Source organism: Bradyrhizobium sp. USDA 326, assembly GCF_049739485.1.
GTDB lineage: Bacteria > Pseudomonadota > Alphaproteobacteria > Rhizobiales > Xanthobacteraceae > Bradyrhizobium.
The window spans coordinates 6506703-6532344 of record NZ_JBMGQA010000001.1 but is presented as its reverse complement, the minus strand read 5'-3'; the positions used below and the strand labels follow the sequence as shown (position 1 = coordinate 6532344).

43 protein-coding genes and 2 pseudogenes are annotated in these 25642 nt (G+C 64.1%); 17 read left to right on the top strand and 28 right to left on the bottom strand.

Annotated elements, in window-relative coordinates; translation table 11 throughout:
- Positions 1 to 52: 52 nt before the first annotated feature.
- From ABIG06_RS30870 to ABIG06_RS30770, 21 genes and pseudogenes are all read right to left on the bottom strand, one after another.
- Positions 53 to 827 (bottom strand): annotated as a pseudogene (locus ABIG06_RS30870) (PopZ family protein).
- 303 nt (positions 828 to 1130) lie between these two features.
- On the bottom strand, positions 1131 to 2516 hold the full coding sequence (locus ABIG06_RS30865; protein ID WP_124161028.1) for a TolC family outer membrane protein: 1386 nt from the start codon (positions 2514 to 2516) through the stop codon (positions 1131 to 1133).
- Positions 2517 to 2721: 205 nt separating this feature from the next.
- Positions 2722 to 3384, bottom strand: a complete 663-nt coding sequence (locus tag ABIG06_RS30860; RefSeq protein WP_370139778.1) for a protein-L-isoaspartate O-methyltransferase family protein — start codon at positions 3382 to 3384, stop codon at positions 2722 to 2724.
- Between the two features lie 139 nt (positions 3385 to 3523).
- Positions 3524 to 3703, bottom strand: coding sequence for a hypothetical protein (locus ABIG06_RS30855; protein ID WP_124160915.1), 180 nt, complete (start codon positions 3701 to 3703; stop codon positions 3524 to 3526).
- Between the two features lie 337 nt (positions 3704 to 4040).
- Positions 4041 to 4187: pseudogene (locus ABIG06_RS30850) on the bottom strand (IS5/IS1182 family transposase); the annotation flags it as partial.
- An 80-nt stretch (positions 4188 to 4267) separates the two neighbouring features.
- Complete coding sequence (locus tag ABIG06_RS30845; RefSeq protein WP_424578471.1) at positions 4268 to 4804, bottom strand: GNAT family N-acetyltransferase; 537 nt, start codon at positions 4802 to 4804, stop codon at positions 4268 to 4270.
- Between the two features lie 94 nt (positions 4805 to 4898).
- Positions 4899 to 5114 (bottom strand): helix-turn-helix domain-containing protein, encoded by a 216-nt coding sequence (locus ABIG06_RS30840; protein ID WP_370139777.1) that lies wholly within the window; start codon positions 5112 to 5114, stop codon positions 4899 to 4901.
- 273 nt (positions 5115 to 5387) lie between these two features.
- Positions 5388 to 5765 (bottom strand): hypothetical protein, encoded by a 378-nt coding sequence (locus tag ABIG06_RS30835; RefSeq protein ID WP_370139776.1) that lies wholly within the window; start codon positions 5763 to 5765, stop codon positions 5388 to 5390.
- A 69-nt stretch (positions 5766 to 5834) separates the two neighbouring features.
- Positions 5835 to 6047, bottom strand: a complete 213-nt coding sequence (locus ABIG06_RS30830) for a hypothetical protein (protein ID WP_370139775.1) — start codon at positions 6045 to 6047, stop codon at positions 5835 to 5837.
- Positions 6044 to 6340 carry a hypothetical protein gene (locus ABIG06_RS30825; RefSeq protein WP_370139774.1) on the bottom strand — a complete coding sequence of 99 codons (297 nt, stop codon included), beginning with the start codon at positions 6338 to 6340 and terminating at the stop codon, positions 6044 to 6046. The genes ABIG06_RS30830 and ABIG06_RS30825 overlap by 4 nt, the downstream gene beginning before the upstream one ends.
- Positions 6337 to 6498: a hypothetical protein gene (locus tag ABIG06_RS30820; protein ID WP_370139773.1), complete on the bottom strand. Its 162-nt coding sequence runs from the start codon at positions 6496 to 6498 to the stop codon at positions 6337 to 6339. The genes ABIG06_RS30825 and ABIG06_RS30820 overlap by 4 nt, the downstream gene beginning before the upstream one ends.
- Entirely contained in the window at positions 6495 to 6743 is a 249-nt protein-coding gene (locus tag ABIG06_RS30815) for a hypothetical protein (protein ID WP_370139772.1), read from the bottom strand. Before ABIG06_RS30815 ends, ABIG06_RS30820 begins: the two co-directional genes overlap by 4 nt.
- Positions 6744 to 6747: 4 nt before the next feature.
- Positions 6748 to 7389 carry a hypothetical protein gene (locus ABIG06_RS30810; protein WP_370139771.1) on the bottom strand — a complete coding sequence of 214 codons (642 nt, stop codon included), beginning with the start codon at positions 7387 to 7389 and terminating at the stop codon, positions 6748 to 6750.
- Between the two features lie 15 nt (positions 7390 to 7404).
- Entirely contained in the window at positions 7405 to 7857 is a 453-nt protein-coding gene (locus ABIG06_RS30805) for a hypothetical protein (protein WP_370139770.1), read from the bottom strand.
- A gap of 11 nt (positions 7858 to 7868) precedes the next feature.
- A complete protein-coding gene (locus ABIG06_RS30800) occupies positions 7869 to 8105 on the bottom strand; it encodes a hypothetical protein (RefSeq protein ID WP_370139769.1) in 237 nt (78 codons plus the stop codon).
- 9 nt (positions 8106 to 8114) lie between these two features.
- Positions 8115 to 8333 (bottom strand): hypothetical protein, encoded by a 219-nt coding sequence (locus ABIG06_RS30795; protein ID WP_370139768.1) that lies wholly within the window; start codon positions 8331 to 8333, stop codon positions 8115 to 8117.
- Between the two features lie 22 nt (positions 8334 to 8355).
- Positions 8356 to 8619, bottom strand: a complete 264-nt coding sequence (locus ABIG06_RS30790) for a hypothetical protein (protein ID WP_370139767.1) — start codon at positions 8617 to 8619, stop codon at positions 8356 to 8358.
- A complete protein-coding gene (locus ABIG06_RS30785; protein ID WP_370139766.1) occupies positions 8616 to 9029 on the bottom strand; it encodes a hypothetical protein in 414 nt (137 codons plus the stop codon). The genes ABIG06_RS30790 and ABIG06_RS30785 overlap by 4 nt, the downstream gene beginning before the upstream one ends.
- A gap of 172 nt (positions 9030 to 9201) precedes the next feature.
- The gene (locus ABIG06_RS30780; RefSeq protein ID WP_370139765.1) at positions 9202 to 9624 is read right to left on the bottom strand and encodes a hypothetical protein; all 423 of its coding nucleotides are present in this window, start codon (positions 9622 to 9624) and stop codon (positions 9202 to 9204) included.
- The gene (locus ABIG06_RS30775; protein ID WP_370139764.1) at positions 9617 to 10471 is read right to left on the bottom strand and encodes an ERF family protein; all 855 of its coding nucleotides are present in this window, start codon (positions 10469 to 10471) and stop codon (positions 9617 to 9619) included. The genes ABIG06_RS30780 and ABIG06_RS30775 overlap by 8 nt, the downstream gene beginning before the upstream one ends.
- The gene (locus ABIG06_RS30770) at positions 10468 to 11271 is read right to left on the bottom strand and encodes a YqaJ viral recombinase family protein (protein WP_370139763.1); all 804 of its coding nucleotides are present in this window, start codon (positions 11269 to 11271) and stop codon (positions 10468 to 10470) included. The genes ABIG06_RS30775 and ABIG06_RS30770 overlap by 4 nt, the downstream gene beginning before the upstream one ends.
- A 298-nt stretch (positions 11272 to 11569) precedes the next feature.
- Between ABIG06_RS30770 and ABIG06_RS30765 the strand changes: the two genes are divergently transcribed.
- A complete protein-coding gene (locus tag ABIG06_RS30765; protein ID WP_370139762.1) occupies positions 11570 to 11869 on the top strand; it encodes a hypothetical protein in 300 nt (99 codons plus the stop codon).
- A gap of 24 nt (positions 11870 to 11893) precedes the next feature.
- The gene (locus ABIG06_RS30760) at positions 11894 to 12310 is read left to right on the top strand and encodes a hypothetical protein (protein WP_370139761.1); all 417 of its coding nucleotides are present in this window, start codon (positions 11894 to 11896) and stop codon (positions 12308 to 12310) included.
- Positions 12311 to 12408: 98 nt separating this feature from the next.
- On the opposite strand, the gene ABIG06_RS30755 is transcribed toward ABIG06_RS30760, so the two are convergent.
- Positions 12409 to 12813, bottom strand: a complete 405-nt coding sequence (locus ABIG06_RS30755; protein ID WP_370139760.1) for an HTH domain-containing protein — start codon at positions 12811 to 12813, stop codon at positions 12409 to 12411.
- Between the two features lie 305 nt (positions 12814 to 13118).
- Between ABIG06_RS30755 and ABIG06_RS30750 the strand changes: the two genes are divergently transcribed.
- The 6 genes from ABIG06_RS30750 to ABIG06_RS30725 all read left to right on the top strand — a co-directional run bounded on the left by ABIG06_RS30750 (position 13119) and on the right by ABIG06_RS30725 (position 16434).
- Positions 13119 to 13862: a DUF7146 domain-containing protein gene (locus ABIG06_RS30750; protein WP_370139759.1), complete on the top strand. Its 744-nt coding sequence runs from the start codon at positions 13119 to 13121 to the stop codon at positions 13860 to 13862.
- Entirely contained in the window at positions 13862 to 15070 is a 1209-nt protein-coding gene (locus tag ABIG06_RS30745) for an AAA family ATPase (RefSeq protein WP_370139758.1), read from the top strand. Before ABIG06_RS30750 ends, ABIG06_RS30745 begins: the two co-directional genes overlap by 1 nt.
- A 353-nt stretch (positions 15071 to 15423) precedes the next feature.
- The gene (locus ABIG06_RS30740; protein WP_370139757.1) at positions 15424 to 15660 is read left to right on the top strand and encodes a hypothetical protein; all 237 of its coding nucleotides are present in this window, start codon (positions 15424 to 15426) and stop codon (positions 15658 to 15660) included.
- Positions 15657 to 16082: a hypothetical protein gene (locus tag ABIG06_RS30735; protein ID WP_370139756.1), complete on the top strand. Its 426-nt coding sequence runs from the start codon at positions 15657 to 15659 to the stop codon at positions 16080 to 16082. Before ABIG06_RS30740 ends, ABIG06_RS30735 begins: the two co-directional genes overlap by 4 nt.
- Positions 16083 to 16093: 11 nt before the next feature.
- Positions 16094 to 16282 carry a hypothetical protein gene (locus ABIG06_RS30730; RefSeq protein ID WP_370139755.1) on the top strand — a complete coding sequence of 63 codons (189 nt, stop codon included), beginning with the start codon at positions 16094 to 16096 and terminating at the stop codon, positions 16280 to 16282.
- A complete protein-coding gene (locus ABIG06_RS30725) occupies positions 16282 to 16434 on the top strand; it encodes a ribbon-helix-helix protein, CopG family (protein WP_370139754.1) in 153 nt (50 codons plus the stop codon). The genes ABIG06_RS30730 and ABIG06_RS30725 overlap by 1 nt, the downstream gene beginning before the upstream one ends.
- Here ABIG06_RS30725 and ABIG06_RS30720 read toward each other — a convergent pair.
- From ABIG06_RS30720 to ABIG06_RS30695, 6 genes are all read right to left on the bottom strand, one after another.
- On the bottom strand, positions 16431 to 16763 hold the full coding sequence (locus tag ABIG06_RS30720) for a hypothetical protein (RefSeq protein ID WP_370139753.1): 333 nt from the start codon (positions 16761 to 16763) through the stop codon (positions 16431 to 16433). The two genes, ABIG06_RS30725 and ABIG06_RS30720, sit on opposite strands and share 4 nt — an antisense overlap.
- Before the next feature lie 63 nt (positions 16764 to 16826).
- Positions 16827 to 17207: a hypothetical protein gene (locus tag ABIG06_RS30715; RefSeq protein ID WP_370139752.1), complete on the bottom strand. Its 381-nt coding sequence runs from the start codon at positions 17205 to 17207 to the stop codon at positions 16827 to 16829.
- A gap of 105 nt (positions 17208 to 17312) precedes the next feature.
- Positions 17313 to 17519, bottom strand: a complete 207-nt coding sequence (locus ABIG06_RS30710) for a hypothetical protein (protein WP_370139751.1) — start codon at positions 17517 to 17519, stop codon at positions 17313 to 17315.
- Between the two features lie 106 nt (positions 17520 to 17625).
- A complete protein-coding gene (locus ABIG06_RS30705) occupies positions 17626 to 17985 on the bottom strand; it encodes a helix-turn-helix domain-containing protein (protein WP_370139750.1) in 360 nt (119 codons plus the stop codon).
- On the bottom strand, positions 17978 to 18694 hold the full coding sequence (locus ABIG06_RS30700) for a hypothetical protein (RefSeq protein ID WP_370139749.1): 717 nt from the start codon (positions 18692 to 18694) through the stop codon (positions 17978 to 17980). Before ABIG06_RS30700 ends, ABIG06_RS30705 begins: the two co-directional genes overlap by 8 nt.
- Positions 18695 to 18753: 59 nt before the next feature.
- A complete protein-coding gene (locus ABIG06_RS30695; protein WP_370139748.1) occupies positions 18754 to 19293 on the bottom strand; it encodes a hypothetical protein in 540 nt (179 codons plus the stop codon).
- A 12-nt stretch (positions 19294 to 19305) separates the two neighbouring features.
- Here ABIG06_RS30695 and ABIG06_RS30690 point away from each other — a divergent pair, with 12 nt between their 5' ends.
- Genes ABIG06_RS30690 through ABIG06_RS30650 form a run of 9 tightly spaced genes read left to right on the top strand, consistent with a single transcriptional unit; the run spans position 19306 to position 25642 of the window.
- Positions 19306 to 20283 (top strand): hypothetical protein, encoded by a 978-nt coding sequence (locus ABIG06_RS30690; RefSeq protein ID WP_370139747.1) that lies wholly within the window; start codon positions 19306 to 19308, stop codon positions 20281 to 20283.
- The gene (locus ABIG06_RS30685) at positions 20280 to 20669 is read left to right on the top strand and encodes a hypothetical protein (RefSeq protein WP_370139746.1); all 390 of its coding nucleotides are present in this window, start codon (positions 20280 to 20282) and stop codon (positions 20667 to 20669) included. Before ABIG06_RS30690 ends, ABIG06_RS30685 begins: the two co-directional genes overlap by 4 nt.
- Entirely contained in the window at positions 20669 to 21073 is a 405-nt protein-coding gene (locus ABIG06_RS30680; protein ID WP_370139745.1) for an IPT/TIG domain-containing protein, read from the top strand. The genes ABIG06_RS30685 and ABIG06_RS30680 overlap by 1 nt, the downstream gene beginning before the upstream one ends.
- A 2-nt stretch (positions 21074 to 21075) precedes the next feature.
- Positions 21076 to 21588, top strand: a complete 513-nt coding sequence (locus tag ABIG06_RS30675) for a hypothetical protein (protein ID WP_370139743.1) — start codon at positions 21076 to 21078, stop codon at positions 21586 to 21588.
- Complete coding sequence (locus ABIG06_RS30670; RefSeq protein WP_370139741.1) at positions 21588 to 21839, top strand: hypothetical protein; 252 nt, start codon at positions 21588 to 21590, stop codon at positions 21837 to 21839. Before ABIG06_RS30675 ends, ABIG06_RS30670 begins: the two co-directional genes overlap by 1 nt.
- A 6-nt stretch (positions 21840 to 21845) precedes the next feature.
- The gene (locus ABIG06_RS30665; protein ID WP_370139740.1) at positions 21846 to 23777 is read left to right on the top strand and encodes a hypothetical protein; all 1932 of its coding nucleotides are present in this window, start codon (positions 21846 to 21848) and stop codon (positions 23775 to 23777) included.
- 2 nt (positions 23778 to 23779) lie between these two features.
- The gene (locus ABIG06_RS30660; protein ID WP_370139739.1) at positions 23780 to 24058 is read left to right on the top strand and encodes a hypothetical protein; all 279 of its coding nucleotides are present in this window, start codon (positions 23780 to 23782) and stop codon (positions 24056 to 24058) included.
- A gap of 1 nt (position 24059) precedes the next feature.
- Entirely contained in the window at positions 24060 to 25436 is a 1377-nt protein-coding gene (locus tag ABIG06_RS30655) for a hypothetical protein (protein WP_370139738.1), read from the top strand.
- Positions 25436 to 25642 carry a hypothetical protein gene (locus ABIG06_RS30650; RefSeq protein WP_370139737.1) on the top strand — a complete coding sequence of 69 codons (207 nt, stop codon included), beginning with the start codon at positions 25436 to 25438 and terminating at the stop codon, positions 25640 to 25642. The genes ABIG06_RS30655 and ABIG06_RS30650 overlap by 1 nt, the downstream gene beginning before the upstream one ends.

Below are 25642 nucleotides of genomic sequence, written 5' to 3'. Positions count from 1 at the left end.
ACGGCCCAATATGGCGTACGAGCGCGGCTATATCGGGGCCGAACGGCCCTTCTCAGCGGCCGCCGCGGGAGACTCGCTCGATTTCGGCCTTCACGATGCGTTCAACGAGGCCCGGCAGGTTGTCGTCCAGCCAGGACTTCAGCATCGGCCGCAGCATCTCCTTGACCAAATCCTCCAGCGTCCGTGCATTGCTGCTGAGCACCGTATGCGCCAGGGAATTGAAGGCGGATTCGACCGCGGAGACCGTCGATTGCGCAAGGATCGGCTGCTGCGGCGGCAGGGGCGGCGCGTCGAAGTCCACCGGGGCATAAGACGGCGACGGCGGCGCGGAGCGCACCTGCGGCGGCTCCGCGAATTCGAGATCGTCGCGCGGCTCGACCTTGCGGAAGCTCGGCGGCGGCGGTGGCGGTGTCGGGTCCACTGCCATCTCGTCAGTCAGTTCGAGCACGTCGGGTTCTGGCTCCGGCTCAGGTTCGGGAGCGCGGACCTCGGGCGCCGGCGTGGCCGCATCGAGTCCCGCCAGCAGCGCGTCGATATCGTCCTGGCTGTTGGCTGCATCGGCCGCGGGAGCTGGAGGTGGCGGCGCCGGAGTGGGCTTCGCAGCTGACGGCGCGGGCTTCTCGGCCGCAGGCTTTGCGGGAGCGACCTTGGATGGCGGAATATCGTTCATTGCCTGCGGCTTCGGCGTCGCTGCGGGCGCCGCAGTCTTCTCGGGCTTGGCGGCATCAGCCGGCGGGGGGCTTTGCCTCATCGTCGGCAATGATGCGCCGGATCGAGGCCAGAATCTCCTCCATCGAGGGTTCTGTGACCTTTGCAGGCTGCGTCATCTCCGACTCCACATCATCAACGCCCTCGCATGCGTTGTTTTACACCAAGCACGACAGGATTGGCCGGTTCCGGACGGGAGGCCCCTCATTTTCGTCGCGGCAGCCCGACTTGTCCCCAGATCACGGCTCAACGTGCAGCGGTGCGCCCCTGCCCCCGGCACTCAAACGTTACGCACACGACATCAACGCGGGGCGAATCGACCCGCATCTTCTTGGCAAGGCTATGTCAGGGATTTCGACGATTGCAAGCAAAGCACCGGTCGACCCCGGCTGTTCGCGAGGTCGACCGGATGGCTGCGAGAATCAGCGCCCGTCGGGGGTGCGCACACCGGCCCAGCTGTCGCGGACCTGATGATAGTGAACGCTGGGGTCGTAGGTTGTGGTCCGCAGACCAAGGACCTGCGGCGACAGGCGACCGATGGTATTGAGGACCCTGTAGGAATTCACAACGCGATCATGCTGCGCGTTCACGAGATTGATGCGGGCGTTGACCAGCGCCTGTTGCGCATTGAGAACGTCGAGCGTGGTGCGCTGCCCGGCCTTTGCCTCCTCGCGCACACCGTTCAGCGCGATCTCGGATGCTGTCACCTGGGCCTGTGCGGATGTCACCTGCGCCTTGGATGCCTGGAGCAGGCCCCAGGCAGACGCCGTGTCAGCGCGGGCCTGGTCACGAGTCTGATCAAGCGTGAGACGCTGCTGGGCCAGCGACTCCTTGGACTGCCGGATCAGGGAATATTCGGAGCCGCCCGCATAGAGCTGCCACGAAGCTTGCGCGACGGCGGAGGCGCTGAACGCCCTGTTTTGAATCAAGGACTGTTCGTTGAGCTGCTGGGCGGTCGCCTGCAAGGTGACCGTCGGCAGCAGCGCGCCTTCATTGATCTTCACGTTCATATAAGCGACATCGATGCCGAACATCGCTGCCGTGACTGTCGGGTTCTCAATAAGTGCAAGCTCGACCGCTTTTGCCAGCGACGGCGGCAGCAAACGATCCACCGGCGAGCCGGGCGCAAGGTTGACAGGGTCGTTGCCGATCACACGGCGATACGTCGCGCGCGTCGCCGTCAGCGTGGCCTCGGACTGCTGCTCCAGCGTTCGCCCTGCCGCCAACTGCGCTTCCGATTGCGCCACGTCGGTGCGAGTGACTTCGCCGACGTTGAAGCGGTCGCGGGTCTGCTTCAACGTCTGCTCGAGCACCCGGACGTTGCTCTTGTTGACTTCGACCGTCGCCGAATCGCGCAGATAATCCATGTACGTCTGCGCCGCCAAGAACAGAACACTTTGCTCGAGATTGCGCAGCCCCTCGCGTGCGCCGGAGACCTGATGCTCTGCGCCCCGAACCCGGTTGGCGGTTTGATTGCCGTTGTACAGAGACTGCTGAATGGTAAGGGCGGAACTGCGGGGGACGGTGGTCCCGTTGATTGGGACCGATCCGGGCGCGGTCAGCGTGTCCTGATATTGATAGCCGGCGCTCGCAGTCAGCGAAACTCTCGGGCGATATCCGGACAGCGCCTGAGGCACGTTTTCATCGGTCACACGCACCTGGGCGCGCTGCGCGTTGAGCTGCGGATTGTCCTGATAGGCACGCACAAGCGCGCCTTCCATCGTCTCCGCCAAGGCAGGCGTCGGCCCGGCAAGCGCCAGCAGCAGGACCGAAACCGCAGCTCCGGTGAAGAGCTTCACCCCATGCATCCCTGAAATTCCGTTCATTCTAACGCCCACCTCGTGCCCGCGAGCTGGGTTACCGTCTACGAGTGGAGTCGTTGCCCCGCCGCAACATAGGACGCGGTCAAGCGCAACGGAACTACCCGAGGGTGGTTCTCAGTGGAAACTCTTCACGTGCAGCATCCCGGCCACACTTCTGATTCAGAACGGAATTTAAGCGGGTTTTAGGCCGTCAGAAGACGAAGGCGGCGGCCCGTTCCAGCCCGGGAAGGACCGGGGCTGCGGCATCGAACAGGGCCCGATGGCCGAATTCACCATGGGTACGGGTCATGATCATGGCGCGCGGCGGCCTCGATTCGGCCGAAACGCCCACCAGACGCCCCCCTTCCTTCAGCTGCCCGAGCAGGGCCTCCGGCATCACCTCGGCCGCTCCGTTGAGGACGATGACGTCATAGGGAGCGGTAGAAGGTTCCCCCTCGGAGCACGCCGCCGCCCGGCAGGTGACATTGGCAAGCCCCAGGGCGGTGAAGGCGTCCTTGGCCTTAGCGGCCAAGGCCGAATCGCACTCGGTCGCAGCGACCTGCCGCGCGAGCTTGGCGGTCAGCGCGGCGAGGTAGCCCGTGGCGCACCCGACGACCAGCACAGCATCATCCTCGCCGATTTCGGCGGCCTGAAGCAGCTTGCCGGTCAGCGCCGGCTTGATCAGGAACCGCTTGGCGGCGCCTTCGCTCACGTCGAGGTCGAGATCGAGGTAAGCCAGCGCCTGCCGGTCGGCCGGCACGAAGGCCTCGCGCGGAACCGTGAGCATCGCATCGAGAATACGGCGATCAGTGACGTCACTGGTGCGCACCTGGCCATCGACCATTTTCTGGCGCGCGGTCGAAAAACCGGACATTTGCGGACCCTGCAATGCGGACGATGCCGCGGAGGAAATTCGCGGCATCTTTGGAGCATGCCCGGTCAAAACGCAACATGGCCGTTCGCCTCGAGGGACAGGGCTTCCGCAACTCCCCCGATCGAGGGGCCGACTAGCCTTACTCGATCGCCACCGCGAGGCGGCCGATCAGGGCGGCGACCTCGTCCAGCCGTGCCGGATCCGGGGTCTCGACCGCGCGCGCCAGAAAGGCGATGCATTCATCGTCGCTGAGCTCGGGAACGTCGGCCGGCAGAATCGAGGGGGCCATGAGCGAACGGTCGACCTGGATGTCTGGCATGGGAATCAGCTCCGTAAATTGTCCGGCTGGTCGATGCTCGATTCGAATTGAGTCGATTTGGCGCCGCCTGCATGGCGCGACAGCGCCCGCGCGCGCATCTGTTCGAGCGCGATTGCGCGCTGAATCGTGGAGATCGTCTTCCAAAGTCAGGCAAAGAAGGTCATGCTCCGCATGAGAGCACGAGCGCAAATTATTGAATTGTCGACGAAATTTGGCTCCCCGGGCTGGAGCCACACTACATCTGTAAGTACTTGAAACTATATATAAAGTGCTGCGCGATCTGCGGGCGAGGACAGATCGAGGGAAATCGTGGCTCCCCTCGATGGACTCAAACTACTCAATTGATCCAATGGGCAACGATGGCGGCGAGGTGGACGGCAGCCAAGAAGCTCCTGGCGAGCTTGTCGTAGTGAGTTGCGACACGCCGGAGGCGGCAGAAACAGCGCTCGATGACGTTGCGCCCTTTATCGGCGCGTTTGCTGAAGTATAGGCCAGCGCTTGGCCGGCCGTCCAATCCATGACGGCCGGCACAAGCCTTAACTAACGATGGTCTCTCAGGGTATGCTAGCGCTTCATCTCACCCATAAGGATTTCATCCGAAACGTAGCCTGGATTGGAAACGAGATGCCGCATTTCCACATTCTTGTTCCCGTCCGTAAACCGAAATCCCTTTTTGTAGAAAAATTCTGAAGCTCCCTCATCTTGAGAGAGAAGGGATAGCGTGGAAAGTCCCGCGGACCCCCTAATGTGATCGGCGACTTCGATCATAGCCGTCCCGATCCCCTTGTACCTCGACCGGCCGACATTCTCTATGGTGAGAATTCGCAAACTGTCGCGCCCCGGCGCCACGGTCATAGCGCCCACCTTGTTGCGTTGACCGGCATCAGAAAACAAGGAAATACTGGTGGCGTTGCCAATATCGCTACTTACTCTGTGCAGCCTGACTGACCCACCTGTCCTCTTGTCAACACCGAAAGAGACTGGTCCTTCAGCAGCTAATGCGGCCGTAAAAGCAGTCGTATCTGCGCCAGAAGTGCCGGCCAACGCATCGCGCTGCTGGTCCACACTTTGCCCATAGGCATTGGAGTAATTGGTTCTCATCGCAACGATGCCCATAGTTAGACAAGCTGACAGAAAGCTGACGTTTCTTTCCAATGCACAGGCATCGCCTCGTCTAAAGCAGTACTTAGCGCTCTTAAGAGCCCTCTCCGTCCGGTTCGAGGTAGGCATCGAGGTCGATGCGACGGATCAGAATGCGCCGGCCGGAGCGCTTCGCCGGCAGCTCCTTGGTCCTGATCAGCTTGCGGATTGTATTGCGGTGAAGCCGCGCGACGGCGGCGGCCTCATTGACGGTCAGGATCGGCTGGGTGGGCGGCGGGATCGGGATCTCGACCACGGGCTGCTTTGACATGTCGTCCTCTCTTTGCCGCCAGCGCCGCTCGTCCGGCATCGGAGAGCAGCCAGCGCTCATAGTTGAACTGTCCGATTGGAGCCCTGAAGACCTGCCCCTCCCGAGCCATCAGGCGCCGCATCTTGGTCGAAGGCCTCTCCGTCATCAGCACCGACAGCGGGTCGCGTTCGTGGTCAGCGAACCACTGCAGTGCGCGGTACCGGGCTGTCGTCGGTCTCTTCATCGTCATCCCTCGTGGAGCCGACGGCGCCGGAGCGCCGCCGGCATGGTCGGTCAGCGGCGATAGGCCAGCCGCTCGATCCGCTGCGCCTGATCGGTGTTGGAGATCGCGCCGCCGCAGTCGCAGGAGAAGGCGTGCGCCTCGTGCTGGCTGATCTCGAAGAACCGCAGCGCATCACCGAGGCTCGTCGGCGATTGCAGCCCCTCGGCCTGAAGCACCGGGTCAGCTTGCGCGACGCTGAGCGCAAACGGGTGCGCGGACGTGATGGTGACCGCCTCCAGATCGCGCCGGTTCATATATTCGATGCCGTGGAACAGGGCGAGCGGACCCGGGTGCCGGCGGATCAGATCCGCCCAGCGCATCAGCTTCTGCTCGCGGGTCATCTTGACCGGAACGGCACTCACCAGCTCAGCTACTTCGACGTGCTTCATGGTCGTCTCCATGGGCGGCTCTCGCGTTTGCCTCAGCGCCCGGGTCCGCCCGGCCGGGCGCCTCGGATCTCAAGGCTCCTCGTTGTCGTTGTCAGGCGCCTCGGCCTTCATGTTGTCGTTGCTGACCTCGACCACGGTCCAGCCGAACGCACCGTGCTCGCCGGCCTGCTTGCCATTGCGGCGCAGGGTCTCGACCAGCTTGTCGGCGAGGTGCCGCTCGTTGGAGTGCATGATCGCCGCCGTCTCTCTGGTGACGACGTTGTAGACCTTGAGCGCGCTCATTTTTTCACACCCAGCTTGATGTTGATCCCTTCCATGATGATCGGCAGCGTCTCGGCCTCGGTCCTGCCCAAGCCTTCCGCCATTAGCAGCCCGGCGCCGCGTATGAGATCGACCGCAATGGTGGTCATCATCGCCGCGCGCAGGACGTCGCTCTCGACTAACTGGCCGACCGACATCACCGCTGCGCGAGTGCGGTCCAGCGCCAGCAGCGTGAGATCCTTCAGCTCGTTCTGCGCCTCGGGCGGCAGCAGCTTGTCGAGCGCGGCTTGGGCTCGGGTGTCGGCTTTGTTCATGTCGGTTTTGCCTTCTTGCCGTCGCGCAGCCAGCGCTCGGCCAGCCGCAGCATCTTGATCCATTGCAGCAGCGTCGCCGGATTCTGCGCATACTCGTCGGCGACCAGCCGCACAGAGCGGGTGCCGTCCCTCGTGATCCGCTCCAGCTCCACCTTCATGGCTCCTCACCGCGCTTGTGCGACTGGAGCGGCTCCAGCTCGGCGCCCGGCGCCAGCACCGTGACGTCGGCCGGCTTCATGCAGACCTGACAGACCACCTTGATGTCAGGCATCTCGCGCAGCACGCGCTGCCCCGACGGATAGATCCCGACCTCCTCGCCGCACTCCGAGCAGTGCGAGGTGATCTGCTGCGGGTGAACGCGGACCATGTCCTTCAGGCGCATCGTGACCAGATTTGCGAGCATGGCTTCACTCCGCTGGCACATGCACCATGGCGCGCTTGATCATGTCCTCTAGCTCGGCCTGGGCCTCGGGCCCGTCCTTCCTCGCCATCTCGCGCAGGATCGGCAGGCCGGTCTCGATGGAGAGCATGATCTCGTCTCGCGTCGCCTTCCGGCTCTCGCAGAAGAACTGCACCTCGACCGGCTCGCCAATGGTGAACAGCGGCCCGGTCTTGGTGTTGATCACGCGGTAGCTCTTGGTGGTCCACAGCAGCGTGACGCCGGGGTTGCGCTTGATGGCGATGCCAGCGACGGTCGTGTCCTCGGGCAGATCCTTCTCGTTGCGGCGCATGCGCGGCTGCGACAGGAACGGACAGGCCTGCGCGGCGTAGGTGGCGCGATGACACGGCGGCTCGGCCGAGTTGCGGTTGACCATGCACATCGGGCCGATGACGAAGGTCATGTTGACGCCGAGCGGCGCCCCGCACAGCCAGCAGCGCTTCAACCGCACGCAGGTGCGCAGGTGCTCGCCGTCCATGCCCCTGAACTCGGGCTTGCCGTTGACATAGGGCACGAACTTCGGGATCGGGAAGCCGCGATCATCGATGGGCAGGCGCCGCATCTTATCGGGCAGATCGAAGACCTTGATACGCTCATTCAATTCACGCACTGAAGCACCTGTCGGTTACGCGCGGCCCTGCGCGTTGGTGTGGGCCTGAAGGTGGGTCTGCGTGACCACCTTGAGATGTCGGACGTCGGCGACCTTGTTGATCTGCAGCGTGTCGCACAGCCGGTCGTGCTTGTTCTTCAGCTCGTCGTAGCTGGTGATCAGGTTGCGGTTGACCCGATGCAGGTCGGCATTGTCACTGAGAAGCTGGGCCAGGGCACCGCCCATCTCATCGACACGCCGCGTCAGATCGTCGAGCCGGTGATCGGGCTCGTGCTGCTGCCGCAGCTTGCCGAAGTTGTCCTGACGGATGCGCGCCACACTGTTGGGCGAGACCTGCAGCTTCTCGGCGACCGTGCGGTCGTCGGCGCCGCCGTTGTAGACACACATGCCGTCGGGCTGCTTACTGACGACCTTCTCCAATTCCTTGTAGATCGCGATTGTGTCCTTCGACCGTGAACGGCGAGCCATACTGAACCTCCCTACTCTGCGCCGTGGAAACGTCTCTCCATCTTCACCGCGTCGGCGATGGTATCGACGAACGCGTCATAGCTCTCGTCGTCGCTGGCGACGCCGTTGATCTCGTGCCGGAGCAATGTGACGAATGCGGTTAGCCGCTCATCGCGGCCAAAGAACCTGCCGACGATCCAGAACAGGTTGATGATCAGCCGGTACCGAACGGGCAGGCGCAGCACAGCCTCGGAGGTGATGACTGACATGGCATTCACTCATTGCTTCGTTGCCCCCGCAGCCTGAATGAACATCTTGTTGCCCTTGATCGCCTCGACGGCGCGGTCAAGGTTCGCGTCGAACTGGGCGTCGTCCTCGCTGATGTTCAGCAAGGCGTCGGCCAACAGGTGCGTCAGCATGCTGAGCACCATCGCCAGCGGCTGGCCGTCGAGGCATTGCTGGGCAAACTTCACCAGTGCCTGCTCGTCATCGGTCATCGGCCGGCATGTCAATCTCGGTTCACCCATCGCGCTTGCGCTCCACCGGCCGCAGCACCAACCCCATCTGCTGGATGGTGTGCTTCATCAGGATCACCGGCTTGGTGTCGTTCTCGGCCACGATCCTGATGGCGTCCTCCCACTCCTCCGAGATCATCTTGACCCAGTGGCGGTTGCCGTCGGTCATGTAGATCTCGATGCGGTGCTTGTTGAGATCGTTCTCGTGCGCGAGCTGCCTGAACTCGGCGATGTACGACACCGGCTCCTGATGCACACCCTGCGTCACGCGTGATGCTCCAGCTTTTCGAGTTCGCGCTCCGACTTCTCGACGAAGGCGGCGTCGGATCTCACCTTGCTGTCGATGGCGGCGCCGAGCAGCCACATGGTGGTGATCTCGCCCTTCACCTTGGCGACCTGCTTCAGCATGTCGTTGGCGAGCCGGCGGTTGCTGCTGTTCATCTCCTCGACCTTGTGGTCGTAGGACTGGGCGTAGCTGTCGAGGCCCGACAGGATGGCGTCGTGCTGCTGCTGGTTGAATGCGGCCTCGGCGTGGTCGAGGCTCTCGGGACTGACGCCGACCAGATCCGCCGTGGCGGGCGGCACCTCGGGCTCGCGTGCAGCGATGCGCGCAGCGTCACGCGCGGCCAGCTCGGCTTCTTCGTCGTGTCCGTTCAGCATGGACTTCATCTCTTGCATCGCATCCTCCCTTCAAAAATCCGTCCTGCCCGGTGTGACCTTTTGGGGGCTGGGGGGCGCAGGCCCCACCGGGCTACGGACCACTGCAGCAGTGAGACTGCAGCGATTGGCGTCCGCCGCCCGCACCATGGGGGTTGTGGCCCTCATGGCGGGGCTTTGGACCGCGCGCAGTTCACACCCCTTGAGGAGCGCCCTGCTGCGATAGCGTCGCGGCCAAGCGTTCGCGCTCGGCGGCGTTGGTGATCTGTGGCAGCACCTTCTTGCGGAGCACCTCGACGGCGTCATCCCAGAACGCGTGCAGCTCGTAGTCCTTCATGTGATGACGCGACATGCTGTTCACCGCGACCACGGTCTTGCCGTACAGCTCGCCGAGGTGGACGAAGTTGCCGGTCTCGTACAGCAACTGCGTGCGCAGCCACTGCGGGTCGGCGTGAACCGCCTTCGCGATCTCCGCGATCTGCGCCATGATCCTGCGGTGCTCGATCATGTCGCGCTCGTAGACGACCTCCAGCGTCACCGGCTCGCCCGACACCAACGCATCGACGAAGCGGCGCGCCTCGGCATCGAACGGCGACAGATCGTTGCGATTACGCACGTACCGCATCGCCGAGCCCTTCCTTGATCTCGTTGATCCTGCTGCGCAGGACGTCGAAGTGGGCCGGCTTGTCCTTCTCCATCTTGGAGAGCGTGTCGTGGTTCAGCTCAACCCAACGGTCGATGTCGTCGATGGTTGCTGACAGGTTGCGCACCGCGCCAAGGAACCTCTGCCCCCACGTGCCATAGTCGTCCTGGGCCGTGAACGCGACCGCTGCCGGCTTGTCGATGACCTCGCCCGTCTCGGGGTCAGTCAGCTCGAACGGCTGCGCTTGCGTCTGCGCCTGCGTGTTCCGCGCCTGATTGACCGGCGGCGGCCGGCGCGCTGCCGCGCCGTCGGTGTCAGGATCAACCGACAGGTTGAAGATCATCGCCAGGAGCTGACGCTTGGCGTAGGTCACCGCGCCCGACTTGGCCCATTGCCGCGTCGTGTACTGCGTGCCCTTGGCGCCGGTCGTCTCGATAGCAGCGTCATACTCGTAGCGGCGCACGATCACGCCGTTCGACAGATAGGCGACCACGCGCACCCAGTTGGGGTCGCTGAGCGGCTCGGTGTTGAAGCTGACGCCAAACCCGTACTTGGTGTAGATCGGGCGGGCCTCGCTATCCAGCTTCGCGTGCGTGGCGTAGCGGCTCCGGGCCTGCGGGTTGATCGCGTTGGCAGAAATCGGCAGCATTTCGGCCTGCGCCTTCGCCAACATCTCGTTGAAGTGTGCGTCGCCAGCGCGCTGCTCCTGCGCCTCCTGCATGGCGACGAGCCGCTCCAGCTTATCGACGTCGAAGTTGGGGTCGAGCGCGGCGCGCTCGATCACCGACTGATAGCCCTGCGTGGCTGGCAGGTTGTTCATGCTGCTCTCCTCAAGATCGAAAGGGTGCCGCGCTTGTTGCGGTTGATCATGAAGCCGGGCGTGATCACTTTTCCGACATCGTCGGGGATCAGCGCGCGCGCTTCCTTGCTCGCGGCCTCGCACTGCTCGGCGTAGGGCTTGAGACTTTCGTAGGTGGCCAGAATGGCCACCAGCTCTTCGCCCCAGTTTGGTTTGTCGGTGTCGAGGTCGATGGTGCGCCACTTCTCCGGCGGCACGACCACCGGCAGCGCGCAAGGCGGCGTCAGCGTCTTGATGCACATCAGGGCTGCTGCACAACGCGACAGCAGCTCGCCCTCATAATGGGCGTCGCGCACACACTCGATCTCGATGGGCAGGTTGGTGCCCTGACCGACCAGCAGCACGCCCTCGGCCGCATCGGTGCAGCTCATCTGGAACGCGACCTGCGGATAGTACAGGCGAAAGATATCGTCACGCGACATAAACGCCGAGACGAACTTCACCTCGACCACGGCCCGCCGGCTGCGCTCCCAGCCATCAAGCGTGCAGCAGAAGCCCTTGTGCGTGGGATGATCGACGACCTCCTGCCGGCGCGTGATGATCTCGTGCGTCTCCAGCTCGCGCTCGTTGATGATCACCGGCTCCATCGCGGTGCCGGCGCGCATCGCATAATTCTCGGGGTCGGGCTCGATCTCGCAGACCTTGATCTGGTACCAACGCAGCAGCTCGGCGTCGGTCGCGGCGTTCATAATCTCGCGTGCGTCAGACGCGGTGATGCGGTCACGCCGATGGGCGGCGTGCGCTGCCGATAGCAGAGCCATCGTCTCATCCTCCGGTGACAGATCTTCGCCGCCGCGTGACCTGCGCGCTATGTTTCTTCAGCCGTCTTCGTCTCGGAGCTGTGGTTGATTGGCCATTTTGGCCAGTCACTTCGCCCTTGCCTGCGAGGGGAGCTGCCACAACCAGCGGCCTCGCGTCGTCTAGAAGGTAGCTTAAGTTAATTCGGATGATGATTTCCGAGTTGCGTTTTGACAAGAAGTTTTTTTGCGAATTTTTGACGCGAGCATTTCTTCCATCAAGCAACGTCTGGCATCACCGATCAATCTCTGTCGATCCTAAATGATCTGGAGCGACATTTGCCTAAATTACCCGACTGTGCATCGTTGCGCAGCCATGGAAGTGAACCCGCAACTCAAGCCGCTCTGGACCTTTGACGAGGTGGTTGCTGCACTCGGTGGACCTGCTGCAGTTGGTCGCATGACAGGCAATCCTGCAAGCGCGGTCTGCAACTGGCGCGCCAAGCGGCAGCGCTTTCCCTCCAAGTACTACGTTGCGATGCGTGACGAGCTGGCCGCCCGTGGCTTCTCTGCGCCCTGTGCGCTGTGGGGCCAAGTTGGCCTCCATCAGGTCGCCGCCTAATGGCACAAACTGCACAGGTGGCCGATGCGGCAGCTCAGTCTGTTCAAAGGCAAACGACAGCGGGGCCCGAGCCCGCCACCGCCGCTCGAATTTGAGAGCCACTGCTTCCTCGCAGACGTGATCCGTCGCTGGATCATGCCGCAATGGCGCTTCACGCATCTTCCCTTTGGTGAGCACCGCAACAAGGCGACCGCCGCGCGACTGCAGCGCATGGGCGTGAATGCCGGCTGGCCCGATTTCATCTTCGTCGGGCCCGGTCAGCGCGTGTTCTGGCTGGAGTTGAAGCGGCGCGGTCGCGGTCGCATTCACGACGATCAGGCGGTGGTGCTCGGGCATCTTGTCGCGTGCGGGTTCTCACTGCTCGTCACCACCAGCGTCGATGATGCCATCGCCGAGCTGAAGGCGCGCGGCATTCTACGCTCGACATTCGAGGTGCAGTGATGATGCGCAAACGGAACGCCCCTTTCCGTTATTGCCACATTGTCCCGAATTACAATGGCCAAATTGGCCATGGCCAAACTGGCCACACGGCACGCACGTCATTCATCGTCCTGCTCCAGCATATTCGCTGCCGCGCGGATGGCGCGGAGGATGTAGCGAACGTGAGGGGCGCCGATCTTCGCGCCAGGATAGTCGGGGTTGATGCTGTAGCGCTCGCGGCTTGGTGCTTCCTCGATGACCATGCCGATCGCAACCAGTCTTGCGATGTGATTGCGGACGGTGGTGCGCGCGAAGCCGGTAAACTGCATGATCTGGGCAATCGAGGCCGGCGTGTTGCGACGCAAATTGATGATGCGGATCGCCAGCGAGGTCACCAGCGGGGGCGACAGGCCGCCTCCGTTGCGCTCATAGGCACCCTGCAGAGCATGAACGATGATCAGCGTGAGCCGCGAGATGATTGCGCCCTGCTTGCGGCGCAGCAGCTCCGCAGGTTCGATAGACATCGCAGCACGTACCCCAAACACCGAGTCAGCCGAAGTTTCTTTTGTTCACTTGTGCACGGGAAATACCGGCAGAAGTGTGATTGCCCTGTGATGCCTCACGATGCATCTCGACACGCGACAAAGCCTGATGCCGTGTTGCTCCAGAGTGCGCGGTGTGACTTCAGGTTACAAAAAGCTTCACGTGAAACGCACGCGCGAGGGCAGCGCGCATGAACGCCGAGGAGCTCGCACGCGCACTGGATGGCGTCCGCTCTGGTCGGCAGTGGAAGTGCAAGTGCGTGGCCCACGAGGACCGCGAGCCCAGCATGATCATCTTCGACGGACGCCAGAACGTGCAGGTGCGTTGCCTTGCCGGCTGTGACCAGCGCGATCTCATCGCGGCATTACAGGTGCGCGGGATTTGGTCAGTGGGTGACTACAACGGCCTGCTGCCGCCACCTCGTAACAAACCCGAGCGCGACCGCGCCGAGATCGCGCGCTGGCTGTGGTCGCAGCGCGAGCCGGTCGAGGGCACCGTGGTCGAGCGCTATTTGCGCGAGGTGCGCGGCCTCAGTTGCGCGCTGCCGCCAAGCCTCGCCTACCTGCCGCCGCGTGGCGATCATCCGCGCGCGATGATCGCGGCCTTCGCGCTGGTCGAGGAGATCGAGCCCGGCGTGATCATGGTGAGGCCGCGCGATGTCGTCGCCGTACATCTCACCAAGCTGACGCGCGATGGGCAGAAGATCGAGAAGATCATCGTCGGCTCACCGCGTGGCGTGCCGATAATCCTGGCCCCCATGAACGACCTGCTCGGACTCATCGTCACCGAGGGCATCGAGGAAGGCCTGTCGATGTTCGAGAGCACGGGCTGCGGCGTGTGGGTGGCCGGGAGCGCGTCGCTGATGGGCGCACAGGGCGACAGCGTGCCGGCCTATTGTGATTGCTGTACTGTGCTCACCGATGTGGCTGATGCCAAGAAGGCGGGCCTGCGCGGCTCCTCGATGCTGGTCGAGCGGCTGCGTGAGCGTGGTGTCGATGCGGAGGCTGTTGCGTCGCGCGGGAGCTGGTGATGAGCGAGCCCCCGGATGACATGGACGCCAACGATGTGCTGCGGTCAGCCGGGAGCGATGGACTGCGCGAGATGTTCGACCGGGCCGAACGCAAGGTGATCCCACTGCGTGACGTGGTCGAGCCCGCCAAGCCGGCGCGGCTGCGGCCGATCAGCGTCGCGCGCTGGGACCATGTCGCGGTGCCGGAGCCCGACTGGACGGTGTTCAACCGCATCCCACGGCGCCAGACGTGCCTGTTCTCGGGCGAAGGCGCGATGGGCAAGAGCACGCTGCTGCTGCAGCTCTGCGCCGCGCATGTGCTCGGCAAGGACTGGCTGCACACCCTGCCCGAGCCCGGCCCTGCGATCTTCCTCGACGCGGAGGACGATCAGGACGTGATGCATCGCCGCCTCGCGGCCATCGTGAAGCACTACGGCGTGACGTTCGCGGATCTCGCGGCCGGGCTGTCGCTGCTGGCCATGGTCGGTGAGGATTGTGTGCTGGCGCAGTCAACCGGCAAGTCGGGCAGGATCGAGCCGACGCCGCTCTACCACGAGCTGCTGACGTTCGTGGGCGACGTGAAGCCGGTCATGATCGGGCTCGCATCGGCGGCCAATGTCTTCGCCGGCAACGAGAACGACCGCAGCGAGGTGCAGCAGTTCATCGGGCTCTGCACGCGCCTCGCCATCGTCGCCAATGGCAGTCTGGTGCTGGTGTCGCATCCCTCGAACGCGGGCATCCAGACCGGCACAGGCGTGAGCGGCTCGACCGCGTGGCACAACGCAGTGCGGGCGCGCTTTTTCCTGCACGGGGTCAAGAAGCAGAACGAGGCCGACGGCGCCGAGCCTGACAACGACCTGCGCGAGATCGAGTTCATGAAAAACAACTACGGCCCGCGCGCCGAGCGGCTGACGCTGCGTTGGCAGGATGGGCTGTTCCTGCCCGAGCGCAAGCGCAGCGCCATGCAGCAGGCTGCGCAGGACCAGCGGGACGACGAGGTGTTCGCCACGGTGCTGGCACGGTTCGTTTCACAAAATAGAGCTGTGAGCGCCAATCCCGGGCGCAGCTACGCGCCATCGCAATTCGCTGGCGAGAAGGAAGCGAAGGCCGCGCACGTGAACGGCGTGCGGCTGAAGGCGGCGATGGACCGTCTGATGGAGAGCGGCCGGGTGCGCATCGAGGTCACCGGACCGCCATCAAGGCAGCGTTCGAGGCTGGTGCTGAGATGATGCTTCCAACGCCCTTCCAACGCGCTTCCAACGGGCTTCCATCAACTGGGTGGCTTGGTGTGTGTTCCAACCCCCCCTGTAAGGGGGTTGGGATGCACCGTGCAAATTCCAACGAACAGCAGAGGTAGGAGCGATGGAAGGCAGGAGGCCAACGGGAGCTGGGAACGCGGCATGGCGAGCGGCCATGGTGGCGCACCAGTTCAAGCCAGGCAGGGTCGGGTTGCGGAAGTGTCAGGCGACCGCGAAGTGTACCGGGCAGCAGTGCGGGAACGTGGCGATGCGGGGAGTGTCGGTCTGCATCAAGCACGGTGGCCGAGGCTTGCAGGTGATCCAGCGCAACAGGGAAGCGAAGTATGGGCTCATCAAAAGAAAGCGACGGACAAAAGGTAGCTCTGCGGGACGAGGTGCGTGAAGCGCTGCGAGCGGTGCTCGCATCACCGTCTGCCTCGGCCGCCGCGAAAGCGAGTGCGGCCCGCACCCTGATGGAATACTTCGACGACGAGGACAGCGCAGGAAGCGGTCGCAGAGCCTCAGAAATGACCGCTGATGAGCTGGACGCGGAGATCGCGCGATTGACGAGGGCAAAATGATCAGCGCATTGTGCGCCCGCCGCTGGCCGGCAAAGCTGCATGCCCACATCAGCGCAGCGTCTCATCCTTCCTTCACGCTGGCCGGCGGCGCCGCAGCTCCTATCCCAAGATCCGAACTGGCGCTGAAAGCGCAGGAGCATCAGTCCGTTATCGGACCAGCTCGCGCGACGAGGACAGATCGAGGGCAGCAGTCCAGCTCTGGACTAGTCCAGATCTGCACGCGCGCGTTGTGGGCGCCCCTCCTCGCTCGCTGCCCGCCGGCCCGCCCCCTGCCCGCCCCCAATCGCCCCAGCCAAAAAGTTCGCAATACCCCCCGCCAAAATTTTTCGGATTTAAACATGAGCCATGAACTGAAAATCGCGCTCTGCTTCATGGCTGTGGTGCTGGTGCTGATTGGCATTCTCATCGTGATGCTGACCTGATGGAGGAGACGATGCAGCTCGGTGAACCCGTCGAGAAGAAGCACGGCTATCGCTGGCCCGGTGTCGTGGTCGCGGTCTTCCACAACATCGCTGGCGAGGAGCGCATAGTGGTCGAATGCACTGCGCGCGGCGTCGAGGGCGCGCTGCACATCTATGCGCCCGAGCAGCTCCGCGTGACGGACGAAAACGGCCAGAGCTGATGCCATCGATCAACACTGCCTACAGCCAGCACGACTACGACCAGATTGCGCTGCTGGCGCGCCTCAACAACGTCACGCGCTCGGAGATGGTGCGGCGGATCGTGCAGGCCTACCTCGACAAGGTCGAGCCCCGGATCAAGCTGTCGGGCTAGAGCAGCGAGAGCTGCAGCTCGGGATTATGCCCGTGCCGCTGCAGAAAGTCTTCCAGCGATGGGGGCACTTCGTCGCGGTCGGCGCAGAGCTGCGACAGCGCCTCGGCGATCTCCTCGCTGACGTCGCGCGACCAGCCCTCGCTGGTGTTGAAGGCGACGATGCGCTGCGGGTCGCGATACTGCCCCTCGATTAGGTCGCGCAGCAGCGTGTCGCGGTCGGTTCGCTCCTCGTCGGTCTCGACCCACGCCCGGCCATGCCGGCCGAACTGGTCGAGAACGAGGTAGATGTCCTGCTCGGTACCGGGGACGATGGACGGCGCGTGACGCATACGCAACTCCACGACTGACGGCGCATCCAAGCTGGCACGACCGGGACGAGTCAATATGGAACCCTATGCCTTGCGAGTGAGGAAGGCCTGTGCCAGCTCGAACGCGCGCTCCTTGCTCAGTCGACCATTGATGGCGCGCCGGTTCGCGTTCTCATCGAAGTAGAAAAATTCGGTCTCGCCGGTCGGGCGCACCGCCTCGAAACTCTCCTCGTGCTGGGTGATCCCTGACTTGATCTGCGGCGCCGTGACGTCCTCGCGCTCCATTTGCCAGACCACGGTGACGGACCAGCCGCGCTTGCGGCACTCCTCGCGCACCCTCTCGCGCGACCAGCGCCGCATGTAGCGGACGATGGGTGCGGTCTCGACTACGACGTCGTCGAACAGGACGATGCCGGCGGTGAAGTCGGGCGCGCGGATCTGGGCGAGGATCTCGGTGATGCTCATCACCACATCCCTATCACGATGGTCGCGAACAGCACCATGTCGAGCACGACCACTGCGCCGATCAGTAACCAGATCGGCCAGTCGTGCAATGTCGGCCGGCCCACGTCATCCGACCCGCTGGGCAAACAGGATGTAGCGCGGCGGCGCGACATTCCACTTCGCTCCGCAATCGCAGATCAGGTTCTGCGAGGCCCCGCCCCGAGGGCCAGGTCTCAGCGTGTGCTGCTGGCACGCAGGACAGCGGTCCATACGCAGGTGATGGATGATTTGTTCAGCCGCGCCGAGCGCGGGCATCCCGTCGTTCTCGGTCATTGTTCTCTCCAAAATGGCGCGCAGGCACGGGCCGCGCCGCGCGACCCTTCCAAGGACGACGCGACGCGGCTCCGCTCACGCAGATCCGCACGATACTGCGTAAGGCCTATCTGCTGCGACGGGCTTCCCGTTCGCGCTTCTTGCGGAGGGCCTCCTTGTGGGCCTTGAACTCCTCGCGCGCCTTCGGGATCTCCTTCTCGTAATCGGGTGTTTCGATCTGCTTCAGCCCGTACTCGCAGCCCATCGCGCCGGCCATTTTTGCGAATGTGCTGTGGCGCGGCTGACGGGTGTCACCGCCAAAAAGTTTCTTGACGGTGCTCACCGACAGACCCGCGAGCACAGCGAGGTCGCTCTCCCTGATGCGCTGCTTCTGATACATCGTGCGGAAAGTGTCGCACTCCGGATCTTTGTCGAGGAAGTTGTACGAGCGGGTGAGCCACGAATGTCCGTTGCTGCCCTTAGCCATTTGCGGTCACCTCCGCAGGCACCTCAACGTGCGCAGCCGCGCCGTTCAGCTTCGGCGGCTTCGCTGTTGCGGTCGGCTTCCTGGCGCCGCCTTTCGCGAGCAACTGATACTCGCCATCACCGAGCAGCTTCAGCATCTTGTTCTCGACAAGATAATTGAGCGCGCCGCCGACGGAGTTAGGATTGCGGTCGTGCTGTTCGAAGTAGGCCTTCAGCTTCGTGGCTGAACACCGGCCGTTGTGCGCGCGTGCGTAGCGAAGGATGAACTCGCGGTGATCGACGTCGTGGACGACGCGCTTCGCCTTCTTCGGCTTCGCCGCCTTGCCCTTTGCCGGCGCCTCGATCTGTTTGACGTCAGCGCGCGTGTAGTTGCCGTTGTCGTCCAGCTTCTTGATCACCCGCGCTTCGTTGAGCTGCTTGATCGCGTAATAGGCCGCTGCACTGGTGCGACCGTTGACCTTGAAGTGAGCGGTGACGTCCTTCAATGAGAACGTCGCGTTGTCCTTGACCCACTCGGCGAGGAAGTCCGTCGCCTTGGTGTCGTGCTGCTGACGGTTCTTGTAAGCGAGCACGTCCGTCACCAGCTCCGGCAACACTTCTGTGAGCCCACGCTTTGCGAGATCGCCCAGCACATCGCCGAGCATCTCCTTCGGTATCCGCCGCACTAGCACGTTGAAGTACTCGACCGTTTCGGGTTGTTGTTTTCCCATAACGTTTGTTGTCTCCCGTTGTGGTCGCGGGCCTGCGCCTTTTCTTCCCCGGAGCTAACCTAAAGCAACCTGCTGAAAAAAATCCAGCCTCTTTTCCATTTTCTCCCGAAGTGCAATAAATCGCACCGCTCGTAACGGCCCCGGCAGGCCCGGCCTAGCTTCTGGCCAGAAATCGAAGCGCATCGCAGCACGCTGTGACGAGCATCGAGCGGCCACGCCGACTCTTCAGCTTCACCGATTGGCACAAACTGCATACGCGCGAGCCGCCGCCGGGTGATCGGCTCGACGCGCAGATCGATGTGCTGATCGATGCCATCTTTTCGACACAGCAGGCGCTCGCCGAGATCCGTCGCGATGACGGGCGTTTGCATAACGCCAGCGTTTTTGCCGAGACTTTGGAGCCATCGCTGGCCGACGCGCTCGGCGCTGCGGTCGTGCGACGCACTGCGCTGAATGTGGCGAAAGCGCAGCACTCCGCCGATGTGGCCAAAGTGGCCGAAAGAAATCTGTCGCTCTACGCGCGCGATGCCGAAGCAGCGGCCATTTCCGCCAGTCAGTTTTTGTCGGCGGTCAACACCGCGCACCAGCTCGTCGAGCAATCGGAAGACAGAGTGGCCAAGTTGGCCACCTCTGTCGATGTCGATGCGGTCGAGACCGAGAATTGGGCCGACTACGCCAAGGCGCAGGCCGACAACGCGATCAAGGCCAAGGACGAGGCGCTGCAGTGGGCCGAATATCTTGCCGGTCCTGTCGTCAATGCCGACGATGCGCCGGCTTACATCGAGGCCTCGCCATTCCCGCACGGGCTCTACTACCAGCCGGTTGAGGGCTACGGCGGGATGGGCGGGCTGTGGAGCGCGAAGTGGTGGGCGATCTACGCCGCGCAGCTCGTCGGCCCGTGGGGCTACTACTACCTCGGCGGCTGGCACGATGCGCCGATGCCGGGTGAGACCAACCCGAACACCGGCATCAAGGTGCCGAACCCGATTGCGCCGGGCTCGACCTACTACGATCTCGACGAGAACCAGCTCTACGTCTGGAACGGCTCGACGTGGACGACACCGATGGCGCTGGCGCCGGGCTTCGTGCAGCAGCTCGTCTACACCGCCACAGCCGGCCAGACGTTGTTCTCCGGCGCCGACGACAACGGTGCCGTCCCCGACATAGGAACATCGCCCAGCGACGTTCACGTCAATGGCGTGCGCCAGATCCCGAACGATGACTTCACCATCAGCGGCAATGTGCTGACGCTGACCGATGCGGTCGCGGCCGGCTCGATGGTGCAGTGGGACGTGCTGATCCCGGGCGAGAAGCTGGCGCCGGGCGCGGTGTTCTCGTTCAAGATCCACCCGCTGACGCCTGACGGCAGCACGCGCGATTTCGAGCTGCAGTACACCGACCCGCTGAGCGGCATCCCGGCGCTCGCCGACGTCACCGACAACGCGCAGCTCGTCGTCGTGCTCGACGGCATCACGCAGGAGCCCGGCCCCGACTTCACCGCGAGCGGCTCCAACCTTCACCTCATCACCGCGCCGCGCAGCGACGCGAAGCTGTGGGCAGTCTGGCATCGACCGGCGGTGACGCCATGAGCCAGAACGCGCGCGTCGCCCGCTGGGTGCCAACCATCGTCCCCGACAGTGTCGGCGAAGGCATCGTCACCACCTCGCCGCCCGGCCCCAACGACGTGCTGGCAACCAAGTTTGAGATCCCGGGATCTGGCGGCGGCGTGTCATGGGCGGATGACGCCGACATGGAAGCCGGCACCGAGACGCTGAAGGCGGTGTCGCCCTCGACCTACCGCATCGAGCTGACGCGCCTGTTCGCAATTCCCGACGCCTCGTTCGCCGATCCCGTCGCCATCGCCGTGCGCTCCGGCACGCCGGCCAATGACAGCAACCGCCTTGTGAAGACCGACAGCAATGGGCTGCTCGACTCCGGCTTCATGCCACCGATCATCGATGGAGGGACGTTCTGATGGCTATCACCTATTCCGTGCCTGCTGGTCAGGTGTTCGCGCTCAATGGCCCGGCCACCGTCACCGTCGGCGCCAGCTACGAGGAGCCGGTGATCTCGGCGCGCGGCGAGCAGCCGGATACACCCGTGCTCAACAGCATCACGCCAAGCACTGCCGTGGTTGGTGACGTCGATGTCGAGATGGTCTGCACCGGAAGCGGCTTCACGCCTGATAGCAAGATCGTCTTCAACGGCGGCGACGAGGCGACTGACTTCCTCAGCGACACCGAGATCAAGACCACGGTGAAGCCGTCGCTGGTGAGCGCGGCCATCGACGTGCCGGTGAGCGTGCGCAACGGGCCGCTCTACTCGGCCGATCAGACATTCAGCTTCACGGCTTCTGGGGGCGCAACATCAAGGAGGTGACCATGCCGAGAAAGAACGCGAGACCCGCCCGCGCGCAGCAGAGCAAAGGCGCATCGAAGCCCGGCTCGGGTGGCAAGGCGGTCGCCAAGCCGTCGAGCAGCAAGCCGCGCAAGGCCGCACAGGCGGCTCGCCGCTCGGCAGCAAAGCGCACCGAGAGGAAGACCAGCAAGCCGAAGAAGAAAGGAAAGACGAGGATGACGGGGAAGAAGCACGACGACGACGACCGCGTCGGCAAGGCGCACGAGAAACGCGATACCAAGGGCGAAGGCGCCTATCGCGAGGGTGAGATCGGCTCGACGCAGCCGAGCCAGACCACGATGGCAAATCCTGGCCCGGAGAACCGGCCGTTCGAGCAGGCACCGACCGAAGACCCGATGGCGACACCGGAGCATTCGACGCTGCCGAACCCGCCATCAGCGCCCGGCGGCGATCAGACCGGTGATTCCAACACGACACCGACTGGCGAGCGCCTGCCGGAAGATCACCCCGACTACAAACCGCCGAGGGCAAGCTGATGTCGAGATGGCCTGTCGTCGATCCGCCGAAGCCGCCGCTGCGCACCAACCTTGGCGGCGCACAGCTCGCCTCGCCGAAGCAGCCGTTCGACGGGCCGCTCAATGTGCTGATCGCGCTGCAGGGCGCCGCGCAGGGCGCGGTCGAGGCGTCCAAAACCAAGCAAGCCTACGACGAGATCCCGGCGCCCGCGCCGACGATCATCACGACAGGACTCGATGACGACGGCGAAGACAGACTGGCTGATGGATGATTGAGCATGGGTTCGCAATATCGGCACCGCCGCACCTCTGATCCGGCACAGGCCTTCCCGGGGCTCGAGCCGGGCGAGATCGCGGTCAACACTTCCAACCGGCAGCTCGCGGTCGGCGACGCCAACGGCGCAACGATTGGCCAGCCGATCATTCTGCTTGGCATCCGCCTGTACGACACGCGCGCTCAATATGCGACCGGCGAGCTGATGGTGCGCTCCGGCATCATCTACCGCGCGCTGGTCGATGTCGCGCCCGGCACCTTCACGCCAGCGCAGTGGGAAGCGATCAGCGGCACCATCAATCCGAATTACGTGCAGAAGGCCGGCGACACCATGACCGGCCTGCTGACACTGTCGGGAGATCCGACGGCAGCGATGCACGCGGTGACGAAGCAGTACAGCGACACCAAGCTGGCGAAGGCCGGCGGCACCATGACCGGCAACCTCACGCTGGCGGGTGATCCTTCGGCGCCCGCGATGGCTGCGACCAAGAGCTACGTCGATGCCGCAGTCGCGGCGAAAGCCGCCGTCTTCATCAGCGACACACCGCCGCCCGGCGTGCCCGATAATTCCCTTTGGTGGGAGAGCGACACCGGCTTGCTGTTCGTGCGCTACAACGACGGCGACAGCACGCAGTGGGTGCTGGCGATGCCGATGCCTGACGTCTCGCAGTTCGTTCAAAAGGCCGGCGACACCATGACGGGGCCGCTCGTGCTGTCCGGCGATCCCACGGCGGTGCTGCATGCCGCGCCGAAGCAGTATGTCGATGCGGGCGACGCTGCGACGCTCACATCTGCCGGCAACCTGATCAACGCTCGCGCGGTGCGCTACGACGCCGCGCAGGGCCTCACCGCCGCGCAGCAATTGCAGGCGCGGCAGAACGTCAACGCCGCCGCGTTCGATGCGATGGCGTTCAATGGCCTACAGATCAACGGCGCGATGGATGTCAGCCAGCAGAACGTGGGCAACTGGGTCGCGCTCGGCGGCGGCACCTATCTCACCGACCAGTGGCTGGTCGGCTTTGAGCGGGTCGGCAGCACCATGAACGGCGCGCAATATGCCGTCGGTGTTCCCGGCATCCCTTATTCGTTGGCGCTGCAAGCGGCGACCGCTTTGCCGGCAGGGTTTGCCGCATCGAACTACGTGCTGATGCAGCAGCGCATCGAGGGCACGCGGTGCCGGCGGTTGGGCTGGGGCACCGCGAGTGCGCAGCCGATTGTGGTCAGCTTCTGGCTCTGGTCGCAGAATGTCAGCGGCACCTTCACGGCGCAGCTCCGCAACAGCGCCGCGACCCGCTCGTACCTCAAAGACCTCGCGGTCAGCAGCGCTCTCGGCTGGACCTTCTACCAGTTCACCGTCCCCGGCGACACCACCGGCACGTGGGCCACCGACACCAGTGCCGGTCTGGTCTTCCAGCTTTGCTTCGGCGCCGGCTCGAATTGGACCGGCGTCGAAGGCTGGAACGCGAGCAGCGCTATGGCGACGGCGAACACCTCGCAGACTTTCTTCGCCGCCGCCGGCAACACCATCTTCATGACGGGCCTGCACATTGTCCCCGGTAACGATGGGCCGAGTTCGCTGCGCCTGCCGTTCGTGCAGCGCCCGTTCGATCAGGAGCTGGCGCTGTGCATGCGTTATTGGGAGAAGAGCTATCCCTACAGCTCGCCGCCGGGATCGATCACCAATGTCGGCGCCAGGGGCTCGCTGCAAAACCAAGGGCCATCGTCCTACAGCCCCGGCTGGATGGTGCGCAAACGGGTCGCACCGACCGTCACGATCTATTCGCCCGCAACCGGTGCGACCGGGAATGGCGCCGACAACATTGACCGACCAATGGCAGCATCGAACATCGGCGAGAGCGGGTTCTCGGTCATCAACAGCTTCGGCATCGCGACGCAGCCGATCCTCTACCACTTCGTTGCCGACGCGAGGATGTGACGATGGCCGATTATCAGCTCCACAGTCCCGATCCCGAAGGCCCGGTGCTGCGCACGGCCGACAGCGCCAGCATCCCCGCCGACCCGGGCAATCGCGACTGGCGGGAATATCAGGCGTGGCTTGCCGATGGTGGCGTGCCCGATCCCTACGTTCCGCCGGAGCCGGCGCCGCCGCCCGCCGAGGATGTCGTGCTGTTCAACCACGAGAACCGCATCCGCGAGCTGGAAGGTCGGCCGCCCATCGACATCGGCGGCTTTCGCAAAATGATGAAGGGAGGCTGACATGGGTCTCAACTTCCCGACCTCGCCGTCGGTCGGCACGCTGTGTCCGCAGCCTGCCATTGCCGGCGTGCCGGTCTATCGCTGGGACGGCGAGAAGTGGTCGCTGCAATCGCTCGTGTCGAAGCAGCCGATCTACGACGACGGCTCGATCCCGATGAGCGCGCAGCTCAAGCTGATCGCGCCGCCGGTCGCGGCGAACGATGCGGCGGCGAAGAGCTACGTCGATGGCATCGCGCCGCCGGCCGGCAGCGTGCGCTACGACAGCGCGCAATCCTCACTGACCGCGACGCAGCAGCAACAGGGCCGTCAGAACATCTACGCCGCGCCGTTCGATGCGCTCGGCTATTACGGCATGCAAGTCAACGGCGGCTGCGCCATCGATCAAGTCAGCAACGGCGCCGCCACGGTCATCACCACAGGCCACTATATTGCCGACCAGTGGGTGATCGGTCGCAATGGCACCTGGACGCTCAACGGCCAGCAGGTCGTCGATGGGCCACCCGGCTTCACCTATTCGATCAAAGCCACCATCACCGCCGGCAACGCCTCGCCCGCGCCGTCGGACTACGTCTACCTCCGGCAGACCATCGAGGGGCTGCGCGTCGCGCGCTGCCAGTTTGGCACCGCGACTGCGCAGCCGATTTCGTTTGCGTTTTGGGCGAAGTCGCACCGGCCCGGTACCTATGGCGGCGCGCTGCAAAATGCAGCGCAGAACCGCAGCTATCCGTTCTCGTTCGCGGTCAATGTCGCCGACACGTGGGAGTACAAGACCATCACCATCCCCGGGGACACCACTGGCACGTGGATCACGGGCAACGCCGCCTCGATGACCCTGTGGTTCGTGATGGCGAACGGCGCGACCTTGCAGGCGCCGGCCAATGCGTGGTTCGCCGGCAACGTGATCGGCCCAACCGGCACGATCAACGGCGCGCAGGCCGCCACCGACACATTCCAGATCACCGGTCTCATCATGCTGCCGGGCCTTGAGCTGCCGTCGCAGGCGCGCTCACCGTTCGTGCAGCGTACTTACGATGCGGAGCTGGTGACCTGCATGCGCTATCTGGAGGCAACGCAGGCGCCGGGCGCGATTGCCGAAGGCTATTTCTACAACGCCCAGGTCTTCTTCTGGCTCTACCATCACCGAGTGCCGAAACGCACCACGCCCGGCCTGATCGTCAAGGGCGCGACCTCCGACTTCGGCGTCTATCGCGTCGGCGCCAATAACCCGATCAACACGGCGCCGTCGCTCGACAATCCCGGCCCGCTGGTCTCGCACGGGCGCTTCACCGACACCACCGCGCCGTACACCGCCGGGCAAGGCGGCTTCGCGTGGGCGTTCAACGGCAACGGCGTCATGCTGTTCGATGCGAGGGTGTGATGGTCAGGCAGCTCTCCCGCACACTGGTCGAGGCACTACGCGAGGAGCCGCTGGCGCTGTCGCTGGTCATCATCAACGCGCTGTTCCTGCTCGCCGGCCTCTACGGCCTGCGCGAGATCGTGCAGGCGGTCGAGCGCAAGGACGCCCTGCTCACGCAGCTCGCAGATCGGTGCCTGCTGGCCCCGAGGAAGGAGAATGGAGGATGA